We start from the raw sequence: 15,894 nt of genomic DNA, 5'->3' as shown, positions 1-15,894 counted from the left end.
GGGCGGGTTCGCTGGTGGCGGGCGGGGCCGGATAGCGTCGCGGGGTGCTGGAGTGGGTGCGTCGGGCCGCCCGACGGGTCAACGAGGTCGACGCCGAGCTGGTCCGCCGCAGCGCCGCGCTGCCGAGGACGGTCGCCGACCCCGCGCTGGGCGCCGTCACCGTGGCCGCCAACCACGGCCTGCTGTGGTTCTCGGTGGCCGCGCTGCTCGCATCACGCCAAGGGGTGACGCGCCGGGCGGCGCTGCGCGGCGTCGCCGCGCTCGCCGGCGCGAGCCTCACCACGAACGCCGTCGCCAAGCCGCTGCTGCCCCGCCGCCGCCCGGTGGACGACCTGGTGCCGGAGCACCGCCGGCTGGCCGACCGGCCCCGCTCGTCGTCGTTCCCGTCCGGGCACGCCGCCTCCGCCGCCGCGTTCGCGACGGCCGTGGCGATGGAGAGCCCGGCGGCGGGCGCGGTGGTGGCGCCGCTGGCGGCGGCCGTGGCCTACTCCCGCGTGCACACCGGCGTCCACTGGCCCAGCGACGTGGCCGGGGGCGCGCTGCTCGGCACCGCGGTCGCGGTGGCCACCCGCCGGTGGTGGCCGGTGCGGCCCACCACCCCTGGCCAGGCGAGGGCCGACGAGCGGGTGCCCGCGCTGACCGACGGCGCGGGCCTGCTCGTCCTGGTCAACCCCGCCTCCGGCGACCAGAACCACGACCCGAGCGCCGAGCTGGCCCGGGTGTGGCCGGCGGCGACGCTGGTCCACCCGGACGGCTCGGACGGGGAGGACCTCGCCGAGACGCTCGACCGCGTGCTGCACGGCGACTGGAGCTCGGTGCGGGCGCTGGGCGTGGCCGGCGGCGACGGGACGGTCGCCGCCGCGGCCGTGGTGGCCGCCCGCCACGGGCTGCCCCTGGTCGTGGTACCGGCCGGGACGCTGAACCACTTCGCCAGGGACGTCGGCGTGCCCGACCTGGCCGGCGCGGCCCACGCGGTCGCCGAGGGGGCCGCCGTGCGGGTCGACCTGGCCGCGGTCCGGGTCGACGACGGCCCGAGCCGGTCGTTCGTCAACACCGCGAGCCTGGGCGGCTACCCGGAGATGGTCCGGCTCCGGGAGCGCTGGACGGGCCGGTGGGGCAAGTGGGCGGCGGGCGCGGCGGCCCTGGTGCGGGTGCTGGCCGGGGCGGAGCCGCTGACCGTCCGCGTCGACGGCCAGCTGACCCGGGTGTGGCTGCTGTTCGTCGGCAACAACGGCTACCACCCCCAGGGCCTCGCCCCGGCCTGGCGCCCCCGGCTGGACCACGCCCGGCTCGACCTCCGCTACGTCCGGGCGGACGTGCGCTTCTCCCGGCTCCGCTTCGCGCTCGCGGCCCTGACCGGGGCGTTGACCCGGTCGCGGGTCTACGTCCGGCAGGAGCGGCAGAGCGTCGAGGTCGAGGTGCTGGGCCCGCCGGTGGCGTTGGCCAGGGACGGCGAGGTGTCCGCGAGGGGCGCCGAGGGCAACCGGTTCCGGTTCGTCGCGCGGGACCGGGTCCTGCGCGTCTACCGCCCGGCCGAGATCGACTGACCGGTTCCGGCGTCGTCGCCCCCGGTCGACGGGTCCCGGCGTGGTCCGCGAACACCTCGCCGCCGGGTCAGCGGGCCCGCTCCACGTCGCTGCCCGCGTGGCCGCCGCCCTGGTCCAGGTTCAGCGTCCGGTCGATCTCCAGGAGGCTGTCGTTGTCCACGTAGTTGACGGTGACCAGGCCCCCGGGAGCTGGCTCCGCGAGCCGGACGCCGTCGCCGCGGTCGGCCGAGCCCGACGCGCCGGCGAGCGCGGCGGCGGGCGCGGCGAGCACCACGCCCGCGGCGGTCAGGATCTTCCTGGTGGTCCGACGCATCGGCGCCTCTCCTCCTCGGACGGGTGACTCACTCAGGCCGGCACGGCCTCGGGACGGGGCTGGCGCCGGCGCAGGTTCTCGTGGAGCAGCTCCAGCGAGGCCGCGACGCCCACGACGCCGTTGGTGACCTCCGGCAGCCGCCCGTCACTGGCCTTGAGCTCCGTCAGAGCGGCATCCATGGCGCTCTGCGCTGCGAACAGGCACGGGGTGCTGTAGATGGCGACATCCACCCCGAGCCGCTCCAGCTCGGGCAGGGACAGCCGCGGCGACCGCCCACCGGCGATCTGGTTGAACAGCAGCGGCTTGTCGCCGATGACCGCGCGCACCTTGCGGATCCAGTCCACGCTGCGCACGCCGTCGACCAGGATGACGTCGGCGTCGGTCTCGGCCAGGGCGGCGGCCCGACGCAGGATCTCCGGCTCCTCCGTCGCGTCGGTGCGGGCCACCACCAGCAGGTCGGTCCGCGTCCGGAGCACGCGGTCGAGCTTGGTGAGGTACTCGTCGAGCGGGAGGACCTGCTTGCCGTCCACGTGGCCGCACCGGCGCGGGCGCTGCTGGTCCTCCAGGATCACGCCGGAGGCGCCGACGTGCTCGACCTGCGCGACGACGTGGGCGGCGATCTCCGGGTCGCCGTAGCCGTCGTCGATGTCCACCAGGAGGTGGTGGGTGGGGAAGGCCGTGCGCAGTCTCTGGACGAAGGCCACGATGTCCGGCCATGCGATGAACCCGATGTCGGGCAGACCATAGTGGGACGCCGCGAAGCCGAAGCCGGAGACGAAGAAACCGTCGTAATGCCGGGCGGCGACCGAGGCGGAGAACATGTCGAACACCCCGATCAGCGGGGTGATCTCGGGAGAGAGAACGTGCTTGCGAAGACTGTTTCCGGGACTCACAACTCCTCCTGACGACAGGTGTCGGTCCGGTGGTGACAGGCGCCGCCACTCGCGTTCGGCATGTCGTCCGCGCAGGTCACAGGGGATATACGTCCGACGCGGGAACCTGTTGTCCCCTCCCCACCGCCGGCCCTGTGCTCACTCCCGGACGATCGCGAGCGAAACGGACATACCAGCCATACCGGACACTACGTTATGGGTCCCCCGCGAATCTTGCCAAGTATCGATAGTGGCCAACCTGGGATGAGTTTTGGCTACCGAGAGTCGCAAAATCTGCCAACAGCGACCCCAGACGAGTGGATCGCGCGGCACACTGTTCGCTGTTGGACGAACGAAGGTGTCGTCCGGTGAAACGAGGTGGAAACCCCGGGAACGCCGCGGCCGCGTCGCCCGGTGGCGACGCGGCCGCGAGGTGAATCCGAAAACCTGGTGGAGCTCTTTCACCGACTGCCCGGACAGCCCCCACCCGCCCTGGGGGGCGAGCCCTGCTCCAGCCTATCGGCACGTCGCACGGCCCCCAAGCCGGTCACGCGCCACTGTGGACAACCAGCTCCCCTGTGGACAACTACGGGGTTCGCGGGCAGAAGCGTTTGACAGCGCCCGACAACCCGTCCAAGGTGGACGGTCAGCTCTCGGCGGTGTCGCCGCCCTCGGAGCGGTCCTCCGCCCCACCCGCGGGCGTGGCGTCGGCGGCCTCGGCGGCGCTCTCGCCCGCCCCGCCGTCCCGCGCGGCGCCCCCGCCGGTCAGCAGGTCCTCCAGCGCGGCGCCCCGGATGCGGCGGAACGCCCGGCGCGGGCGGGCCCGGTCCAGCACCGCGACCTCGAGCTGCTTCACGCCCAGGTCCCGCTGCTCGCCGCCGTTGCCGCTGTTGCCGGCGCGCAACGCCGTCACGGCGGTGGCGATGGCCGCCCCGAGGTCCATCTCGGCCTCGTACGCCTGGCGCAGGGCGGTGGTGATGGTCTCCGCCTGGCCGCCCATCACCACGAAGTCCGGCTCGTCGCCGACCGAACCGTCGTAGGTGACCCGGTAGAGCTGGTCCTCGGCGGAGGTCTCCCCCACCTCGGCGACGCACAGCTCCACCTCGTACGGCTTGGGCTGCTCGGTGAAGATCACGCCGAGGGCCTGCGCGTAGGTGTTCGCGATCTGGCGGCCGGTGACGTCGCGGCGGTCGTAGCTGTAGCCGCGGATGTCGGCGAACCGGATGCCGGCCTGGCGCAGGTTCTCGAACTCGCTGTACCGGCCGACCGCGGCGAAGCCGATCCGGTCGTAGATCTCGGAGACCTTGTGCAACGTCGTCGAGTGGTTCTCCGCGACGAACAGCACTCCCCCCGCGTAGGCGAGCACCACGACGCTGCGCCCGCGGGCGATCCCCTTGCGGGCGTACTCCGACTTGTCCCGCATCAACTGCTCGGGAGAGGCGTAGAACGGAAGCGTCACGGCGTGTGCTCCTGGAGTCGCGAACCGGTGGATGTCGGCACGGTCGGGGGTCAGCCGCCCGGGTTCTCCCGGCGGGCGGCCACCACGGCCTCGGCGACCGCGCCCGTCTGCTCGTCGGACAGGCGGACGGCGCCCTCGGCGGTGATGGTGACCACCACCGGGAAGATCCGGCGGGACAGGTCGGGGCCGCCGGTGGCGGTGTCGTCGTCGGCCGCGTCGTAGAGGGCCTCGATCGCGGTCCGCACGGCGGCGTCGGCGTCGGCGTTCGGGTCGTGCCGCTTCTTCAGCGCCGACTTGGCGAACAGCGAGCCGGAGCCCACCGCGTGGTAGCCCCCGACCTCCTCGTACCGCCCACCGGCGATGTCGTAGGAGATGACGCGGCCCGCGCGCCTCGGGTCGGCCGCGTCCGGGTCGTAGCCGACGAACAGCGGGAGCACGGCCAGGCCGATCATCGCGCCGTCGAGGTTGCCGCGCAGCATGTTCGCCAGGCGGTTGGCCTTGCCGTCCAGCGACAGCGGCACGCCCTCGATCTTCTCGTAGTGCTGGAGCTCGACCGCGAACAGCCGGACCATCTCGATCGCGATGCCGGCGGTGCCCGCGATGCCCACGGCGGAGTACTCGTCGGTGACGAAGACCTTCTCGATGTCCCGCTGGGCGATCAGGTTGCCCATCGTGGCCCGCCGGTCGCCGGCGATGAGCACGCCGTCGGCGAAGGTCAGGGCGACGATGGTGGTTCCGTGCGGGGCCTCCACCCGGCCCTCCGGGAGCGCGCGCCGACCCGGCAGGAGGTCGGGCGCGGCCACGCGGAGGAAGTCGGTGAACGACGAGGTGCCCAGGCTGAAGTAGGCCGCCGGCAGGGCCGCGCCCGGCTGGGACCGGGCCGACGTGGGTTCCATCGGCTGGATCGTCTCCTGCTCGCGTCGGGGGTACGGGGTCTGGTTCGCGGGTTGGGTCTGGTTCACGGGTCTGGCCGGCGCCGAACCGGGGTCGGCGGCGCCGCGTCGCGGGCGGAACCGGGGGTGACGCCGACGGCGTCCCCCTGGCGGCCGGCCCGTCCGGGTCGGTCGCGTCGTGGGGGCGGCCACGGCGGGGGTGGGGTCACCCGAACGGCGGCCCCACCCGGTCCCGTCGGCTACTCGCCGCCCTTCTGCACGTAGGCGCGGACGAAGTCCTCGGCGTTCTCCTCCAGGACGTCGTCGATCTCGTCCAGGATGGCGTCGACGTCCTCGCCGAGCTTCTCCCGGCGTTCCTGGCCGGCCGGCGCGGCGCCCGTCGTCTCCTCGTCGCCGTCGCCACCGCCGTGCCGCTGCACCTTTTCCTGCGACATCTCGCCTCCCGGTTCGGTGGGCCTGGCATGAACATTACCCACCCGCTCGGACAAACGTCGCCGGCCACCCGGGCACTTCCCCGCGCCCGCGCCGCCGGTTCGACTCGGGGTTACCCGCGCGTGAGCGACTCGACCAGCTCCTCAGCCGTGGCCGCCGCCTCCAGCAGGTGGCCGACGTGCGACTTCGTGCCGCGCAACGGCTCCAGCGTGGGGATGCGGACCAGCGACTCGCGGCCCAGGTCGAAGATGACCGAGTCCCACGAGGCGGCCGCCACCGAGGACGGGTAGCGCTCCAGGCACCGGCCGCGGAAGTACGCCCTGGTGTCCTCCGGCGGGGCGGTGACGGCGGCGCGCACCTCCTCCTCGCTGACCAGCCGGCGCATGGAGCCCCGCGCCACCAGCCGGTTGTACAGGCCCTTGTCGAGCCGCACGTCGGAGTACTGGAGGTCGACCAGGTGCAGGCGGGGCGAGGCCCAGCCCAGGCCGTCCCTGGCCCGGTAGCCCTCCAGCAGGCGCAGCTTGGCCGGCCAGTCGAGGCGGTCCGCGCAGTCCATCGGGTCGCGCCCCAGGGTCGCGAGCACCTCGTCCCAGGTGCGCAGCACGTCCACGGCCACCCGCTCCGCGCCGTGCCGCTCCACGTGCTCGGCGGCCCGCTCGTGGTAGGCGCGCTGGATGTCCAGGCCGGTGAACTTGCGCCCGTCCGCCAGCTCGACCGTGGTCCGCAGCGTGGGGTCGTGGCTGATGGCGTGCACGGCCCGCACCGGGTCGGCCAGCCGGAGGTCGTCGAACCGGCGTCCGGACTCGATCATGTCCAGGACCAGCGAGGTGGTGCCGACCTTGAGGTAGGTGGAGTACTCGGCGAGGTTGGCGTCGCCGATGATCACGTGCAGCCGCCGGTACTTGTCGGCGTCGGCGTGCGGCTCGTCGCGCGTGTTGATGATGCCGCGCTTGAGCGTGGTCTCCAGGCCGACCTCGACCTCGATGTAGTCGGAGCGCTGGGAGAGCTGGAACCCGGCCTCCTCGCCGGCCGGGCCCATGCCCACCCTGCCGGCCCCGCACACGACCTGGCGGGAGGCGAAGAACGGGGTGAGCCCGGAGATCACGGCGGTGAACGGGGTGCTCCGGGACATCAGGTAGTTCTCGTGCGCGCCGTAGCTCGCGCCCTTGCCGTCGACGTTGTTCTTGTAGAGCTGCATCCGGGGCTGCCCGGGAACGGTGGCCGCCTTCAGCGCGGCCTCCTCCATCACCCGCTCCCCCGCCTTGTCCCAGACCACCACGTCCCTGGCGTTGGTGACCTCGGGGGTGGAGTACTCCGGGTGGGCGTGGTCGACGTAGAGCCGCGCGCCGTTGGTGAGGATGACGTTGGCCGCGCCGAGGTCCTCGACCTCCGGGTCGGTGGGCGGCACGCCGGGGGCGCCGAGGTCGAAGCCCCTGGCGTCGCGCAGGGGCGACTCCACCTCGTAGTCCCACCGCGCCCGCCGGGCCCGCGGCACCTCGGCCGCCGCGGCGTAGGCCAGCACCACCTGCGTGGAGGTCAGCACCGGGTTCGCGGTCGCGTCGCCCGGCACGGCGATGCCGTACTCGACCTCTGTCCCCATGATCCGCCGCATGCGCCCAGCCTACGGGTCCGAGGGCCCTCCGCACCGCCGACGCATGGGGTACACGCGGGGCGAGCCGACCGGTCCGGGGCACGGCGCGGGCCGTGCCCCGGACCGACGCGTCGACAGCGGGTACCCGCTCCCGGCCGGGTGCCGCTCGCTGCCGCGCGGCCTCGCCACCGCTCGGGCGCGGCCCCGCCGCGCGCTCAGCCGCGCTCAGCCGCGCTCAGCCGCGCTCAGCCGTGCTCGGCTGTGCTCGGCTGTGCTCAGCCGCTGGCCAGTCCGGCCGCCGGCGCGATCCGACCGGCCGTGCGCGCCGGCCCGAAGGCGGAGAGCGCGGCCAGCAGGACCACAGCGGCCGCGCCGACGCCCAGCGTCCACAACGGGGTGGTGGGCGTGGCGCCGAGACCGGAGCTGTAGAGCAGCAGCCAGGAGTAGGCGGCGCCGAGCGCGCCGCCGCCGACCAGGCCGACCAGCGCGAGGATCACCGCCTCGGCCACCAGGCCGTGCCGCATCCCGAAGCGGTGCACGCCCAACGCCCGCCGCAACGCCAGCTCCTTGCGGCGTTCCTGCACGGAGATGGCCAGCGCGGTGCCGATGCCCGTGACGGCCACCGCGACCGACAGCCCGAGCAGCACGGCGAACAGCGTGGCGAGAACGTCGAAGCGCTGCGCGCTGCGGGCGATCCGGTCGGCCCTGGTCTCCACGAGCACGGTGGGCTGCCCGGCCAGGGCGCGCCGCACGTCGGCCTGGTAGGCGGTCTGGTCGGCGCCCGGCCGCATCGCGACGAGCACGGTGTCCGGCGTGCCGAGCCCGCTGTCGGCCAGCAGCACGGCGGGCCGCATGAGGGTGTAGGGGTACGTGCCGGCGAACCGCACCGTGCGGGGTCCGCCCGGCAGCCCCTCCACCGTGAACTCCTGGCCCGGCCGCAGGTCCAGCCGCGTCGCGGTGGACGGGTCGGTCAACGCGGCGCCGGTGTCGAACCGGTCCACGACGTCGCGGGGAAGCCCGAGGCGGGTCAGCACGTCCCTGGTCGCGGCGGGGTCAGCGGCCGCGACGGTGTTCTCCGGCGGCGTGCCCCGCACCTTCGTCGGCACGGTGCCCGTGGTGCGGCGCAGCGTCACGGTGGCGGCGGCGCCCGCGCCCTGTTCGGCGGCCCGCGCGGCCTCGGTGGACAACGGACGCTCGCCCACGTCCTGCACCACCACGTCGGCGCGGGGGTAGCGCGCGTCCTCCTCCTCGGAGGCGGCGAACCCGCCCATCGTGCCGAGCCCGAAGCTCACCAGGGCACTGGCCAGGACCAGCGGCAGGGCCACCGCGGCGGCGCGGTGCGGGACCCTGCGCACCTCCAGCGCGGCCAACCGCCAGGTCGTGCCGCCGAGCCGGCCGACGGCCGCGCCGAACAACCGGCTGATCCACGGAACCGTGACCGGGCCGAACGCCATGAACCCGCCGGCGACGGCCGCGATGGCCGAGCACAGGGCGGCGAACGCCGCGGCGCTGCTCCCCCTGCTGGCCACCGCGCCGGCCGCGAACGCGACCGAGATCGCGACCGAGATCCAGCCCAGCACCCGCCGGCCCCTGGTGAGCGCGCGCTCCGGCGGCGCCTCCTCCGCGGTGCGCAGGGCGACCAGCGGCGGCACCAGCGACGCGCCCAGGGCCGGCCGGACGGCGGCGACCACGCTGAGCGCGGCGGCCACCCCGACCCCGAGGACCAGCGTGGACGCCGGGGGCGCCAGGGACGGGCTCAGCTCCACCGCGCCCAGCAGCGCCGACGTGCCGGTCGCGTCGAGCACGCGGGCCAGCAGCCACCCGGCCGGTCCGCCCAGGAGCGCCCCGACCAGACCGGACACGACGCCGGTCAGCACCGCTTCGAGCAGGTTGGCCCACACCAGGGGCGCCCGTTCCGCGCCCAGGCAGCGCATCAACGCGGTCTGCCGCTGTCGTTGCAGGTAGACGGCCCGGAAGGTGGCCGCGGCCACGAACACGGCCGTGGCCAGCGCCAGGATGCTGAACAACAGCAGCCCGCCGAGGTTGTGGTTCGCGGTGTTGGAGCTGGCCTCGGCCGCTGGCACGACGCGCAGCCCCTTGCCCACCACGGCCGTGACGGCGGTGCGCACCGCTGCCGGGTCGGCCCCCGGGGCGAGGACCAGGCCGAGCTCACTCGTGGTGATCTTCGGAGCCACCCTGGCCGCCAGGTCCGGTCCACCCACGAGCTCGGCGCGGCCGACACCGCCCCGCACCGTCACGCCGCTGACCACGACCTCGGTCCGCCGGCCGGCGGTGTCCGCGATCGCCACCCGCGAGCCGGGTCGGAGATCGCGGTAGTGCGCGGTGACCCGGTCGACCGCGATCTCCCCGTCGGCCGCCGGCGCGCGCCCCTCGGCGATCGGGATCCGGCGCAGCGCGTCGTCGCCCGCCGGCTCGACGTCCAGGACGGCCCGGTCGTCGACCGCCCGGCCGTCGGCGGCCAGCAGCAGGTCCACGTCGCCCTGCCGCACGGGCGCGACCTGCCGCACGCCGGGGACGGCCGCGAGCTTCGGCGTCAGCGCCTCGAACGGGGCGGGCGTCTCCTCGGACCTGCTGTCGTCCTCGACGACGAGCCCGACCGCGGCCGGCACCCGAGCTCGCCCGTCGCTGGTCGCACGCTCCATCGCGTCACTGAGCACGAGGGATGCGGCCAGACACGCCACGCCCACCACGAGCGCCACGCCGGGCAGCAGGGCGCGGCCGGGACGACGGCGCACCTCGCCCAGCACCACCCGCAGCACGGTGAACAGGTTCACTGGTTGTTCGTCCTTAGATCGTGTTTCACGGTTGCCCACCGACGAGGGGGTGTCGGGGCACGTTCGAGCCGCCGACCGCGAGCACGGCCGGCTGTTCACCCGCTGAAGCGGGCTCGCGCGCGGGTCAGTCGGCGGTCAACGCCTCCAGCGGACTCGCCTTCGCCGCGCGGCGCGCCGGGCCGACCGCGGCCACCAGCGCCAGGAACACCAGCCCCGCCGCGACGGTGACGAGCTGGAGGTACGGGATTCTGATCACTTCGAACTCGTGGAGCGCGCGCACCCCGAGCACGCCGAACAGCACGCCGAAGCCGAGACCGAGCGCGGCGGCGCACGTGCCGAAGACGGCGGCCTCCCAGGCCAGCGCGCCGCGCAACCCGCCCCGGTGCAGCCCCAGCGCCCGGAGCAGCCCGGACTCCTGGGTGCGCTCGACCACCGACAGGGAGAGCGTGACCCCGACCCCGACCACGGCCACCAGCACGGTCATGCCGACCAGGCCGAGCGCGACCAGGGCCATCGTCCGCAGGGTCCGCTCCCACTCGGCGCGCTCCTCGCCGGGGACCTCGACCATGAGGTCGCTGTTGCCGGCCAGCGCGGTCTCGACGGCCCTGCGCAGCGTGTTGAGGTCGGTGCCGGGGGCCGGGTCGACGAGCACGGTCCTGACCGGCGCGCCGGGTGCGATCCTGGCCAGGTCGTCGGGGTGCACGCTGACCATGCCCAGCCCGGTGGCGTTGCGGTAGACCGCCCCGACGGTCAGGGTGACGACTCCTCCCCGGCCGCGCACGGTGAGCCGGTCGCCGACGTGCTTGCCCAGCGTCTCGGCGATGCCGCGGTACAGGCCGGCCCGGCCGGGCCCCAGATCACGGACCGAGCCCTCCAGCACGACGCCGTCGGCCAGGGCAGGGAACCGGGCGGTGTCAACCCCGGTCACGCCCATGCCCTCCTCCCCCTCGACGTCGGCCGGGGCGTCGACCACCGCCGCGACCGGCCCGGTCTCCGGCAGGTCGGCCAGCTTCCGCTCCAGTTCCCGGGGAACGCCGCCTTCACCGCCCTGGACGAAACCGGCCTGGGTGACCAGCAGCTGGGCGGGGAGCCGTCCGGCCACCCGCGCCTCGCCGCTGGCCTGCAGGGAGCTCATCCCCACCAGCACGGCCGACACGAGCGTGACGCCGAGGGTCAGCACGGCCGTGGTGGCCGCGGTGCGCTTGGGCACGCGCAACGCGTTGCCGATCGCGAGCCGCCCCGGCACCCCGCCGAGCCGGCGGACGGGACGGGCCAGCGCCCTGGCGAGCAGGGACAACACCATGGGGCCGGCCGCGAGCAGCGCGCCGAAGGCCAGCAGTCCGGCCAGCACGACGACGGCCAGCCCCAGCCTCGCGCCGTCGAGGACGAGAACGGCGTACGCGGCCAACGCCCCCGAGGCGAGGGCGAGCACCGCGGCGAGCACCCACCGCAGGGCGGACGAGCCACCGCCGGCGTCGGTGGTCCTGGCCGCGCCGAGCGCCGCGACCGGCGGCACCCGCGAGCCGGTGACCGACGGCGCCACGGCCGCCACCACCGTCACCAGGACGGCGAGGCCCACGCACACGGCCAGGCCGCCGACGGGGACCTGGAGCTCGGGCAGGGGCTGGTCGGCCACGCCGCGGACGACGCCCAGCACGCCGTACCCGAGCAACACCGCCAACCCAGCGCCGAGCAGCCCGGCGACCAGGCCGGACAGCGCGGCCTCGGCCAGCAGCGACCGCACGACCTGGCTCCGGCTGGCGCCGACGCACCGCAGCAGGGCCGTGGTGCGGCGGCGCTGGGCGACGACGATCCGGAAGGTGGAGGTCACGACGAGCGCGGCGGCCACCATCGCCAGCCCGGTGAACACCGACAACACGGCGAACAGCGCGCCGACACCCCGGACGCGCTCCCTCAGCTCCCTCTCCCGCAACGCGGGGGCGCTGTCGGCCTGGGCGGAGTCGCCGAGGGCCGCCCGCACCCTGGCGGTCAGCGCGTCGGCGTCGACCCCCTGGCCAGCCGAGACCAGCAGCGTCGTCCAGGGGCCGCCGAGCAGTTCGCGGGCGGTGTCCGGGGTGGCGACCAGGGAGTTCCCGCCCTGCTGGAACGGAGCCCGGACGACGCCGATGACCGTGAGTTCCCGGGGTTTCGGCGGGGTCTGACCCTTCCGCGTCTCAGCGGCCCGCAGCAGGACCCGGCTCCCGACTCCCAGCCCGGTCCGGTCCGCCACCTCCCGGGTGACGGCGACCTGGTCCCGCTGCCGGGGCGCGGCTCCGGACAGGACCTGGTGGTTGGTCAGCGCTCCGGAGAACGGGTCGCTGACCAACCGCCAGTAGCCGCTCTCCGCGGTGCCCCCCGGCCGGCTCAGCACCACCGAGCCGCTGGCGACGCCGACGACCTCGGCCACGCCGTCCACCCGGGCGACGGTGTCGAGCGCCGCGGCGGGCACGCCGTACTCGCCGGGAGCCGTGCCCCGGGACGGCTCGACGACGGTGGCCGCGCCCGGCGGGAACGAGGTGAGCCCCTCGGCCAACGCGGAGCGCAGGGTCGAGGTGAAGATCAACGAGCCGGCCGCGAAGACCGTGGCGACGACGACCGCCAGCCCGGTCAGCAGCAGGCGTGCCGGCCGTTGCCGCACCTCGGCCAGCACTGTGCGCAAGAGCGCCACAAGATCACACTCCCAGGCGCCGCAGCGCGTCCAGCACCGTGTCGGGCGTCGGGCGGTAGATGTCGCCCGCCAACGCGCCGTCGGCGAGCAGCACGACCCGGTCGGCGTAGGAGGCCGCGACCGGGTCGTGGGTGACCATCACGATCGTCTGGCCGTAGTCGTGCACCGACCGGCGCAGGAACCCGAGCAGCTCGTTGCCGGACCGGGAGTCGAGGTTGCCGGTGGGCTCGTCGGCGAACACCACGTCCGGCCGGGTGACCAGCGCGCGGGCGACGGCGACCCGCTGCTGCTGACCGCCGGACAGCTCCGACGGCCGGTGCCGCAGCCGCTGGCGCAGGCCGAGCACGTCGACGACCTGGTCCAGCCACGACTGGTCGGGGCGCCGGCCGGCCAGCTCCAGCGGCAGCAGGATGTTCTCCTGGGCGGTGAGCTGCGGCAGCAGGTTGAACGCCTGGAAGACGAAGCCGATCCGGTCGCGCCGCACCGTGGTGAGCTGGCGGTCGCCCATCGCGGTCAGGTCGGTGTCGCCCAGCAGGACCCGCCCGGCGGTGGCCGAGTCCAGCCCGGCGAGGCAGTGCATCAGGGTCGACTTGCCGGAGCCGGACGGGCCCATGATCGCGGTGAACCGGCCGGCGTGGATGTCCAGCGTGACCCCGGCCAGCGCGCGGACGGCGGCCTCACCCCGCCCGTAGACCTTCTCCAACCCGATCGTCCGCGCCGCGACCCGCGCGCTGTGCGCCCCGCCCGCCCGGCGCTCGGCGTCCAGACCCTGCTCGGTGGCCAACCCCAACCTCCCCGATCCCACACGTCTCTTGGCAGCGACCCTAGGCAGCACCCACCCGGGTGGGCGTCCGCCGGTGGTCTCGACCAGTGATCCACCTTAGGGCTGATCGGGGATCAGCCCCGAGTAGCAGGAACGCCCGCTCGTGCGACGATCGGCGGAGTGAGCACCGCTGAGGAGCAGGTCGCGATCTACGACGCCGAGGGCCACCCGACCGGGGCACTGCCCAGGTCCCGGATGCGCGCCGAGGGCCACTGGCACGCCGCGGCGTCGGTGCTCCTGCGCTCGACCGACGGCCAGCGCGTCTACGTGCACCGACGCACCGACGACAAAGACGTCTACCCGGGGATGTACGACTGCTGGGCCGGCGGCGTCCTCGCCGCCGGCGAGCAGCCCGAGGAGTGCGCGCGCCGCGAACTGGCCGAGGAACTGGGCGTGCGCGGCGTCCCGCTCACCCCGATGTTCACGGTCCCCTTCGTGGACCCGCCGGTGCGGTACCACGCGTTCACGTTCGAGGCCCGCTGGGACGGACCGGTCGTCCACCAGCCGGAGGAGATCGCCGAGGGCGGTTGGCTGCCGTTGGACGAACTGCGCGCCCGACTGTCCGACCCGACCTGGCCGTGGACCCCGGACGGCCGCGCCCTGTTCACCGAGTGGGACCGCCGCCAGTCCCACGCCTGACCGCGCGCCTCTGGTCATCGACGGGGCCGCCGGGAAAAGCGCCTCAGCCAATCCCCGGTTCAACCACCGGAAGCTGGACGGATCGAGCAGTGTCAGCCAGCCGCTTGTCGTACGTGACGAACGCAGTCAGATCCGCACCAGGTTGACCAGCGAGTGTCTGCGCGGTTGCCAGGTGAATGACGTCCAACGAGCGGAGCGAAGACTGGGGATATGCGGCGGCGGTCTGCCGGGTCACAATGTCGATCTCCAGCAAGTACAACCGCGCCAAAGCCGCCGGGACCCCGGGCAGTGCTGCGGGCGCGCACCTTCGAATCGCCCGGGGAACCTCGATCTCGGCCAGGGCCGAGGAGACCAGGGGCAACGACACGTGGCGGGAGTCGTTGAGCCAGGTTACGAGGTTGCCGCTGTGCTCCTCCTGCCGGATGAGCTTCACGATGGCTGACGAATCCAGGTAGATCACCAGCGTTCGTCCTCCCGCGCCTCAGCCAGCTCGGCCGCGACGTTGACGTCGGGGGAACCCAGCCGTGGCGGAAGCGGAATCGGACCGCGTGGCGTCCGTGGCGGTACGGCCCGGCCCGTGGCGACCAGCTGGCCGAGCAAGGAGGTGGCTGCCTGCACGGGAATCAGGTGCGCCACAGGAACGCCCCGCTCGGTCACGGTCACCGGGTGTCCCTCGCGAACCCGTCCGAGCACCTTGCTGGTGGCCTGGTTGAGTTCTCGAACCCCGACCTGATCCATCTCGTTAGAGACGACCAGGAGAGGGGTCCCCACCTCTGGTCAGAGGACACCTCGCTGGACAGCCCCCACCCGCCCTGGGGGGCGACCCCGCTTCCAGCCTATCGACGCCCCGCACCCCGACGCCCGCGGAAAAAAGTGGCCTGTGGATAGAAACCCGATCAGGGCAACGAAATGTCACCCGACAATCGGGTTGTTGTGGACAACTTCCGGGGCCTGTGGACAACCCAGGGCAGAAAACTCGCCGAGCGTGTTTCCTGGTTCTGTCCGCCTCGACGACCCACACGTCACCGGGAGGCCCGCGATGGTGGGAACGAGCGACCAGATGGTCAGGTGGAACTCACCGGGCACCGGCCGGCGCGCCGGGAAGGCCCCGCTCGTCAGCGCGCGGCCAGACCCTCCGCGGCCTTGGGGGCCAGCTGGGTGAGCAGGTCGCGCGACCGGGCCTCGCTGTTGGCGACGACCTCCAGGTCGGCGAGCAGGTCGCCCTTGGCCAGCAGCACGCGGCAGGCCGGCCGGGTCTTCTCGCACCACGCCAGCTGGGCATCGGCGCCGGCGACGGACGCCAACGGCACCTCGGTCGCGCACCCGTTCACCCGCTTCGCGCGCCGCACCAGGTCGGCGGCTGACCCCTTGTCGCTGACGCCGACGAACTGCGTGAGCGGCACGGCGGTGCGCACGCCCTGCCAGTCCGCCTGCCGGCCCGACCGCAGCTCGCGGCGAAGGTCCACGTCCGTCACGCACGCCGGCAACGCGCGCGGGTCGCCTGCCCTCGCCGGGGTGACCGCCTTGAAGCCCTCCGGGCCGAGCACCGCCTCGGTCAGCAACGCGCGACCGACCCGCTGCCCGTCCTGCTGGGCGGAGGCCGTCGGCGCCGAAGAGGACGTCGCCGAGGACCCGGTGGCCGGCCTGGCGGAGGGCTGGCCCGACTGACCGGGCTGGCCGCTGGCTGAGGCCGGCGGCCCGGCGACCGACGAACCCTGTGCCGCCGGTCGCGCGTCGGCGTAGTAGCTGCCGTCGGAGAGGTCGTTGGGCCGCCCGGAGCACCCGCCCACCAGCACCACGCCCAACACCAGCAGAAGCCCTCGCCCGCGCAAGCAGAACACCTCCGACCACGGCACGCCCAC

The 15,894-nt window shown here is 74.3% G+C and carries 14 protein-coding genes; 2 read left to right on the top strand and 12 right to left on the bottom strand.

The window, feature by feature from the left end:
• The first annotated feature begins 44 nt into the window (after window positions 1-44).
• Window positions 45-1,547 carry a bifunctional phosphatase PAP2/diacylglycerol kinase family protein gene (locus BUE43_RS07345; protein WP_073480621.1) on the top strand — a complete coding sequence of 501 codons (1,503 nt, stop codon included), beginning with the start codon at window positions 45-47 and terminating at the stop codon, window positions 1,545-1,547.
• 67 nt (window positions 1,548-1,614) lie between these two features.
• On the opposite strand, the gene BUE43_RS07340 is transcribed toward BUE43_RS07345, so the two are convergent.
• The 9 genes from BUE43_RS07340 to BUE43_RS07300 form a co-directional block, all read right to left on the bottom strand.
• The gene (locus tag BUE43_RS07340; protein WP_073480620.1) at window positions 1,615-1,860 is read right to left on the bottom strand and encodes a hypothetical protein; all 246 of its coding nucleotides are present in this window, start codon (window positions 1,858-1,860) and stop codon (window positions 1,615-1,617) included.
• 32 nt (window positions 1,861-1,892) lie between these two features.
• Window positions 1,893-2,753, bottom strand: a complete 861-nt coding sequence (locus tag BUE43_RS07335) for an isocitrate lyase/PEP mutase family protein (protein WP_073480619.1) — start codon at window positions 2,751-2,753, stop codon at window positions 1,893-1,895.
• Window positions 2,754-3,378: 625 nt separating this feature from the next.
• A complete protein-coding gene (gene prcA, locus BUE43_RS07330; RefSeq protein WP_073480618.1) occupies window positions 3,379-4,191 on the bottom strand; it encodes a proteasome subunit alpha in 813 nt (270 codons plus the stop codon).
• A 50-nt stretch (window positions 4,192-4,241) separates the two neighbouring features.
• Complete coding sequence (gene prcB, locus BUE43_RS07325) at window positions 4,242-5,087, bottom strand: proteasome subunit beta (protein WP_073480968.1); 846 nt, start codon at window positions 5,085-5,087, stop codon at window positions 4,242-4,244.
• Window positions 5,088-5,323: 236 nt separating this feature from the next.
• On the bottom strand, window positions 5,324-5,518 hold the full coding sequence (locus BUE43_RS07320) for a ubiquitin-like protein Pup (RefSeq protein WP_073480617.1): 195 nt from the start codon (window positions 5,516-5,518) through the stop codon (window positions 5,324-5,326).
• A gap of 110 nt (window positions 5,519-5,628) precedes the next feature.
• Complete coding sequence (gene dop / locus BUE43_RS07315) at window positions 5,629-7,128, bottom strand: depupylase/deamidase Dop (protein ID WP_073480616.1); 1,500 nt, start codon at window positions 7,126-7,128, stop codon at window positions 5,629-5,631.
• A gap of 254 nt (window positions 7,129-7,382) precedes the next feature.
• Complete coding sequence (locus tag BUE43_RS07310; protein ID WP_234995587.1) at window positions 7,383-9,902, bottom strand: FtsX-like permease family protein; 2,520 nt, start codon at window positions 9,900-9,902, stop codon at window positions 7,383-7,385.
• Between the two features lie 124 nt (window positions 9,903-10,026).
• Window positions 10,027-12,570, bottom strand: a complete 2,544-nt coding sequence (locus tag BUE43_RS07305; protein ID WP_073480615.1) for an FtsX-like permease family protein — start codon at window positions 12,568-12,570, stop codon at window positions 10,027-10,029.
• A gap of 4 nt (window positions 12,571-12,574) precedes the next feature.
• On the bottom strand, window positions 12,575-13,279 hold the full coding sequence (locus tag BUE43_RS07300; protein WP_073480966.1) for an ABC transporter ATP-binding protein: 705 nt from the start codon (window positions 13,277-13,279) through the stop codon (window positions 12,575-12,577).
• Window positions 13,280-13,513: 234 nt separating this feature from the next.
• Between BUE43_RS07300 and BUE43_RS07295 the strand changes: the two genes are divergently transcribed.
• Window positions 13,514-14,032, top strand: coding sequence for an NUDIX hydrolase (locus tag BUE43_RS07295; protein ID WP_073480614.1), 519 nt, complete (start codon window positions 13,514-13,516; stop codon window positions 14,030-14,032).
• A gap of 43 nt (window positions 14,033-14,075) precedes the next feature.
• Here BUE43_RS07295 and BUE43_RS07290 read toward each other — a convergent pair whose 3' ends face one another.
• The 3 genes from BUE43_RS07290 to BUE43_RS07280 all read right to left on the bottom strand — a co-directional run bounded on the left by BUE43_RS07290 (window position 14,076) and on the right by BUE43_RS07280 (window position 15,894).
• Entirely contained in the window at window positions 14,076-14,492 is a 417-nt protein-coding gene (locus BUE43_RS07290) for a type II toxin-antitoxin system VapC family toxin (protein WP_073480613.1), read from the bottom strand.
• The gene (locus BUE43_RS07285; RefSeq protein ID WP_073480612.1) at window positions 14,489-14,770 is read right to left on the bottom strand and encodes a type II toxin-antitoxin system Phd/YefM family antitoxin; all 282 of its coding nucleotides are present in this window, start codon (window positions 14,768-14,770) and stop codon (window positions 14,489-14,491) included. The genes BUE43_RS07290 and BUE43_RS07285 overlap by 4 nt, the downstream gene beginning before the upstream one ends.
• Before the next feature lie 377 nt (window positions 14,771-15,147).
• Window positions 15,148-15,894, bottom strand: a complete 747-nt coding sequence (locus BUE43_RS07280) for a hypothetical protein (protein ID WP_073480611.1) — start codon at window positions 15,892-15,894, stop codon at window positions 15,148-15,150.

It is taken from the genome of Streptoalloteichus hindustanus (genome assembly GCF_900129375.1).
Classification (GTDB): domain Bacteria; phylum Actinomycetota; class Actinomycetes; order Mycobacteriales; family Pseudonocardiaceae; genus Streptoalloteichus; species Streptoalloteichus hindustanus.
The sequence above is the reverse complement of the archived record's forward strand: the minus strand, read 5'-3'. Positions and strand labels throughout refer to the sequence as shown.

Excerpts from the sequence above, each read along its gene's own strand:
- BUE43_RS07340 (WP_073480620.1), bottom strand. The coding sequence starts at position 1,860 with ATGCGTCGGACCACCAGGAAGATCCTGACCGCCGCGGGCGTGGTGCTC.
- prcB (WP_073480968.1), bottom strand. The coding sequence starts at position 5,087 with ATGGAACCCACGTCGGCCCGGTCCCAGCCGGGCGCGGCCCTGCCGGCG.
- BUE43_RS07320 (WP_073480617.1), bottom strand. The coding sequence starts at position 5,518 with ATGTCGCAGGAAAAGGTGCAGCGGCACGGCGGTGGCGACGGCGACGAG.
- dop (WP_073480616.1), bottom strand. The coding sequence starts at position 7,128 with ATGCGGCGGATCATGGGGACAGAGGTCGAGTACGGCATCGCCGTGCCG.
- BUE43_RS07285 (WP_073480612.1), bottom strand. The coding sequence starts at position 14,770 with ATGGATCAGGTCGGGGTTCGAGAACTCAACCAGGCCACCAGCAAGGTG.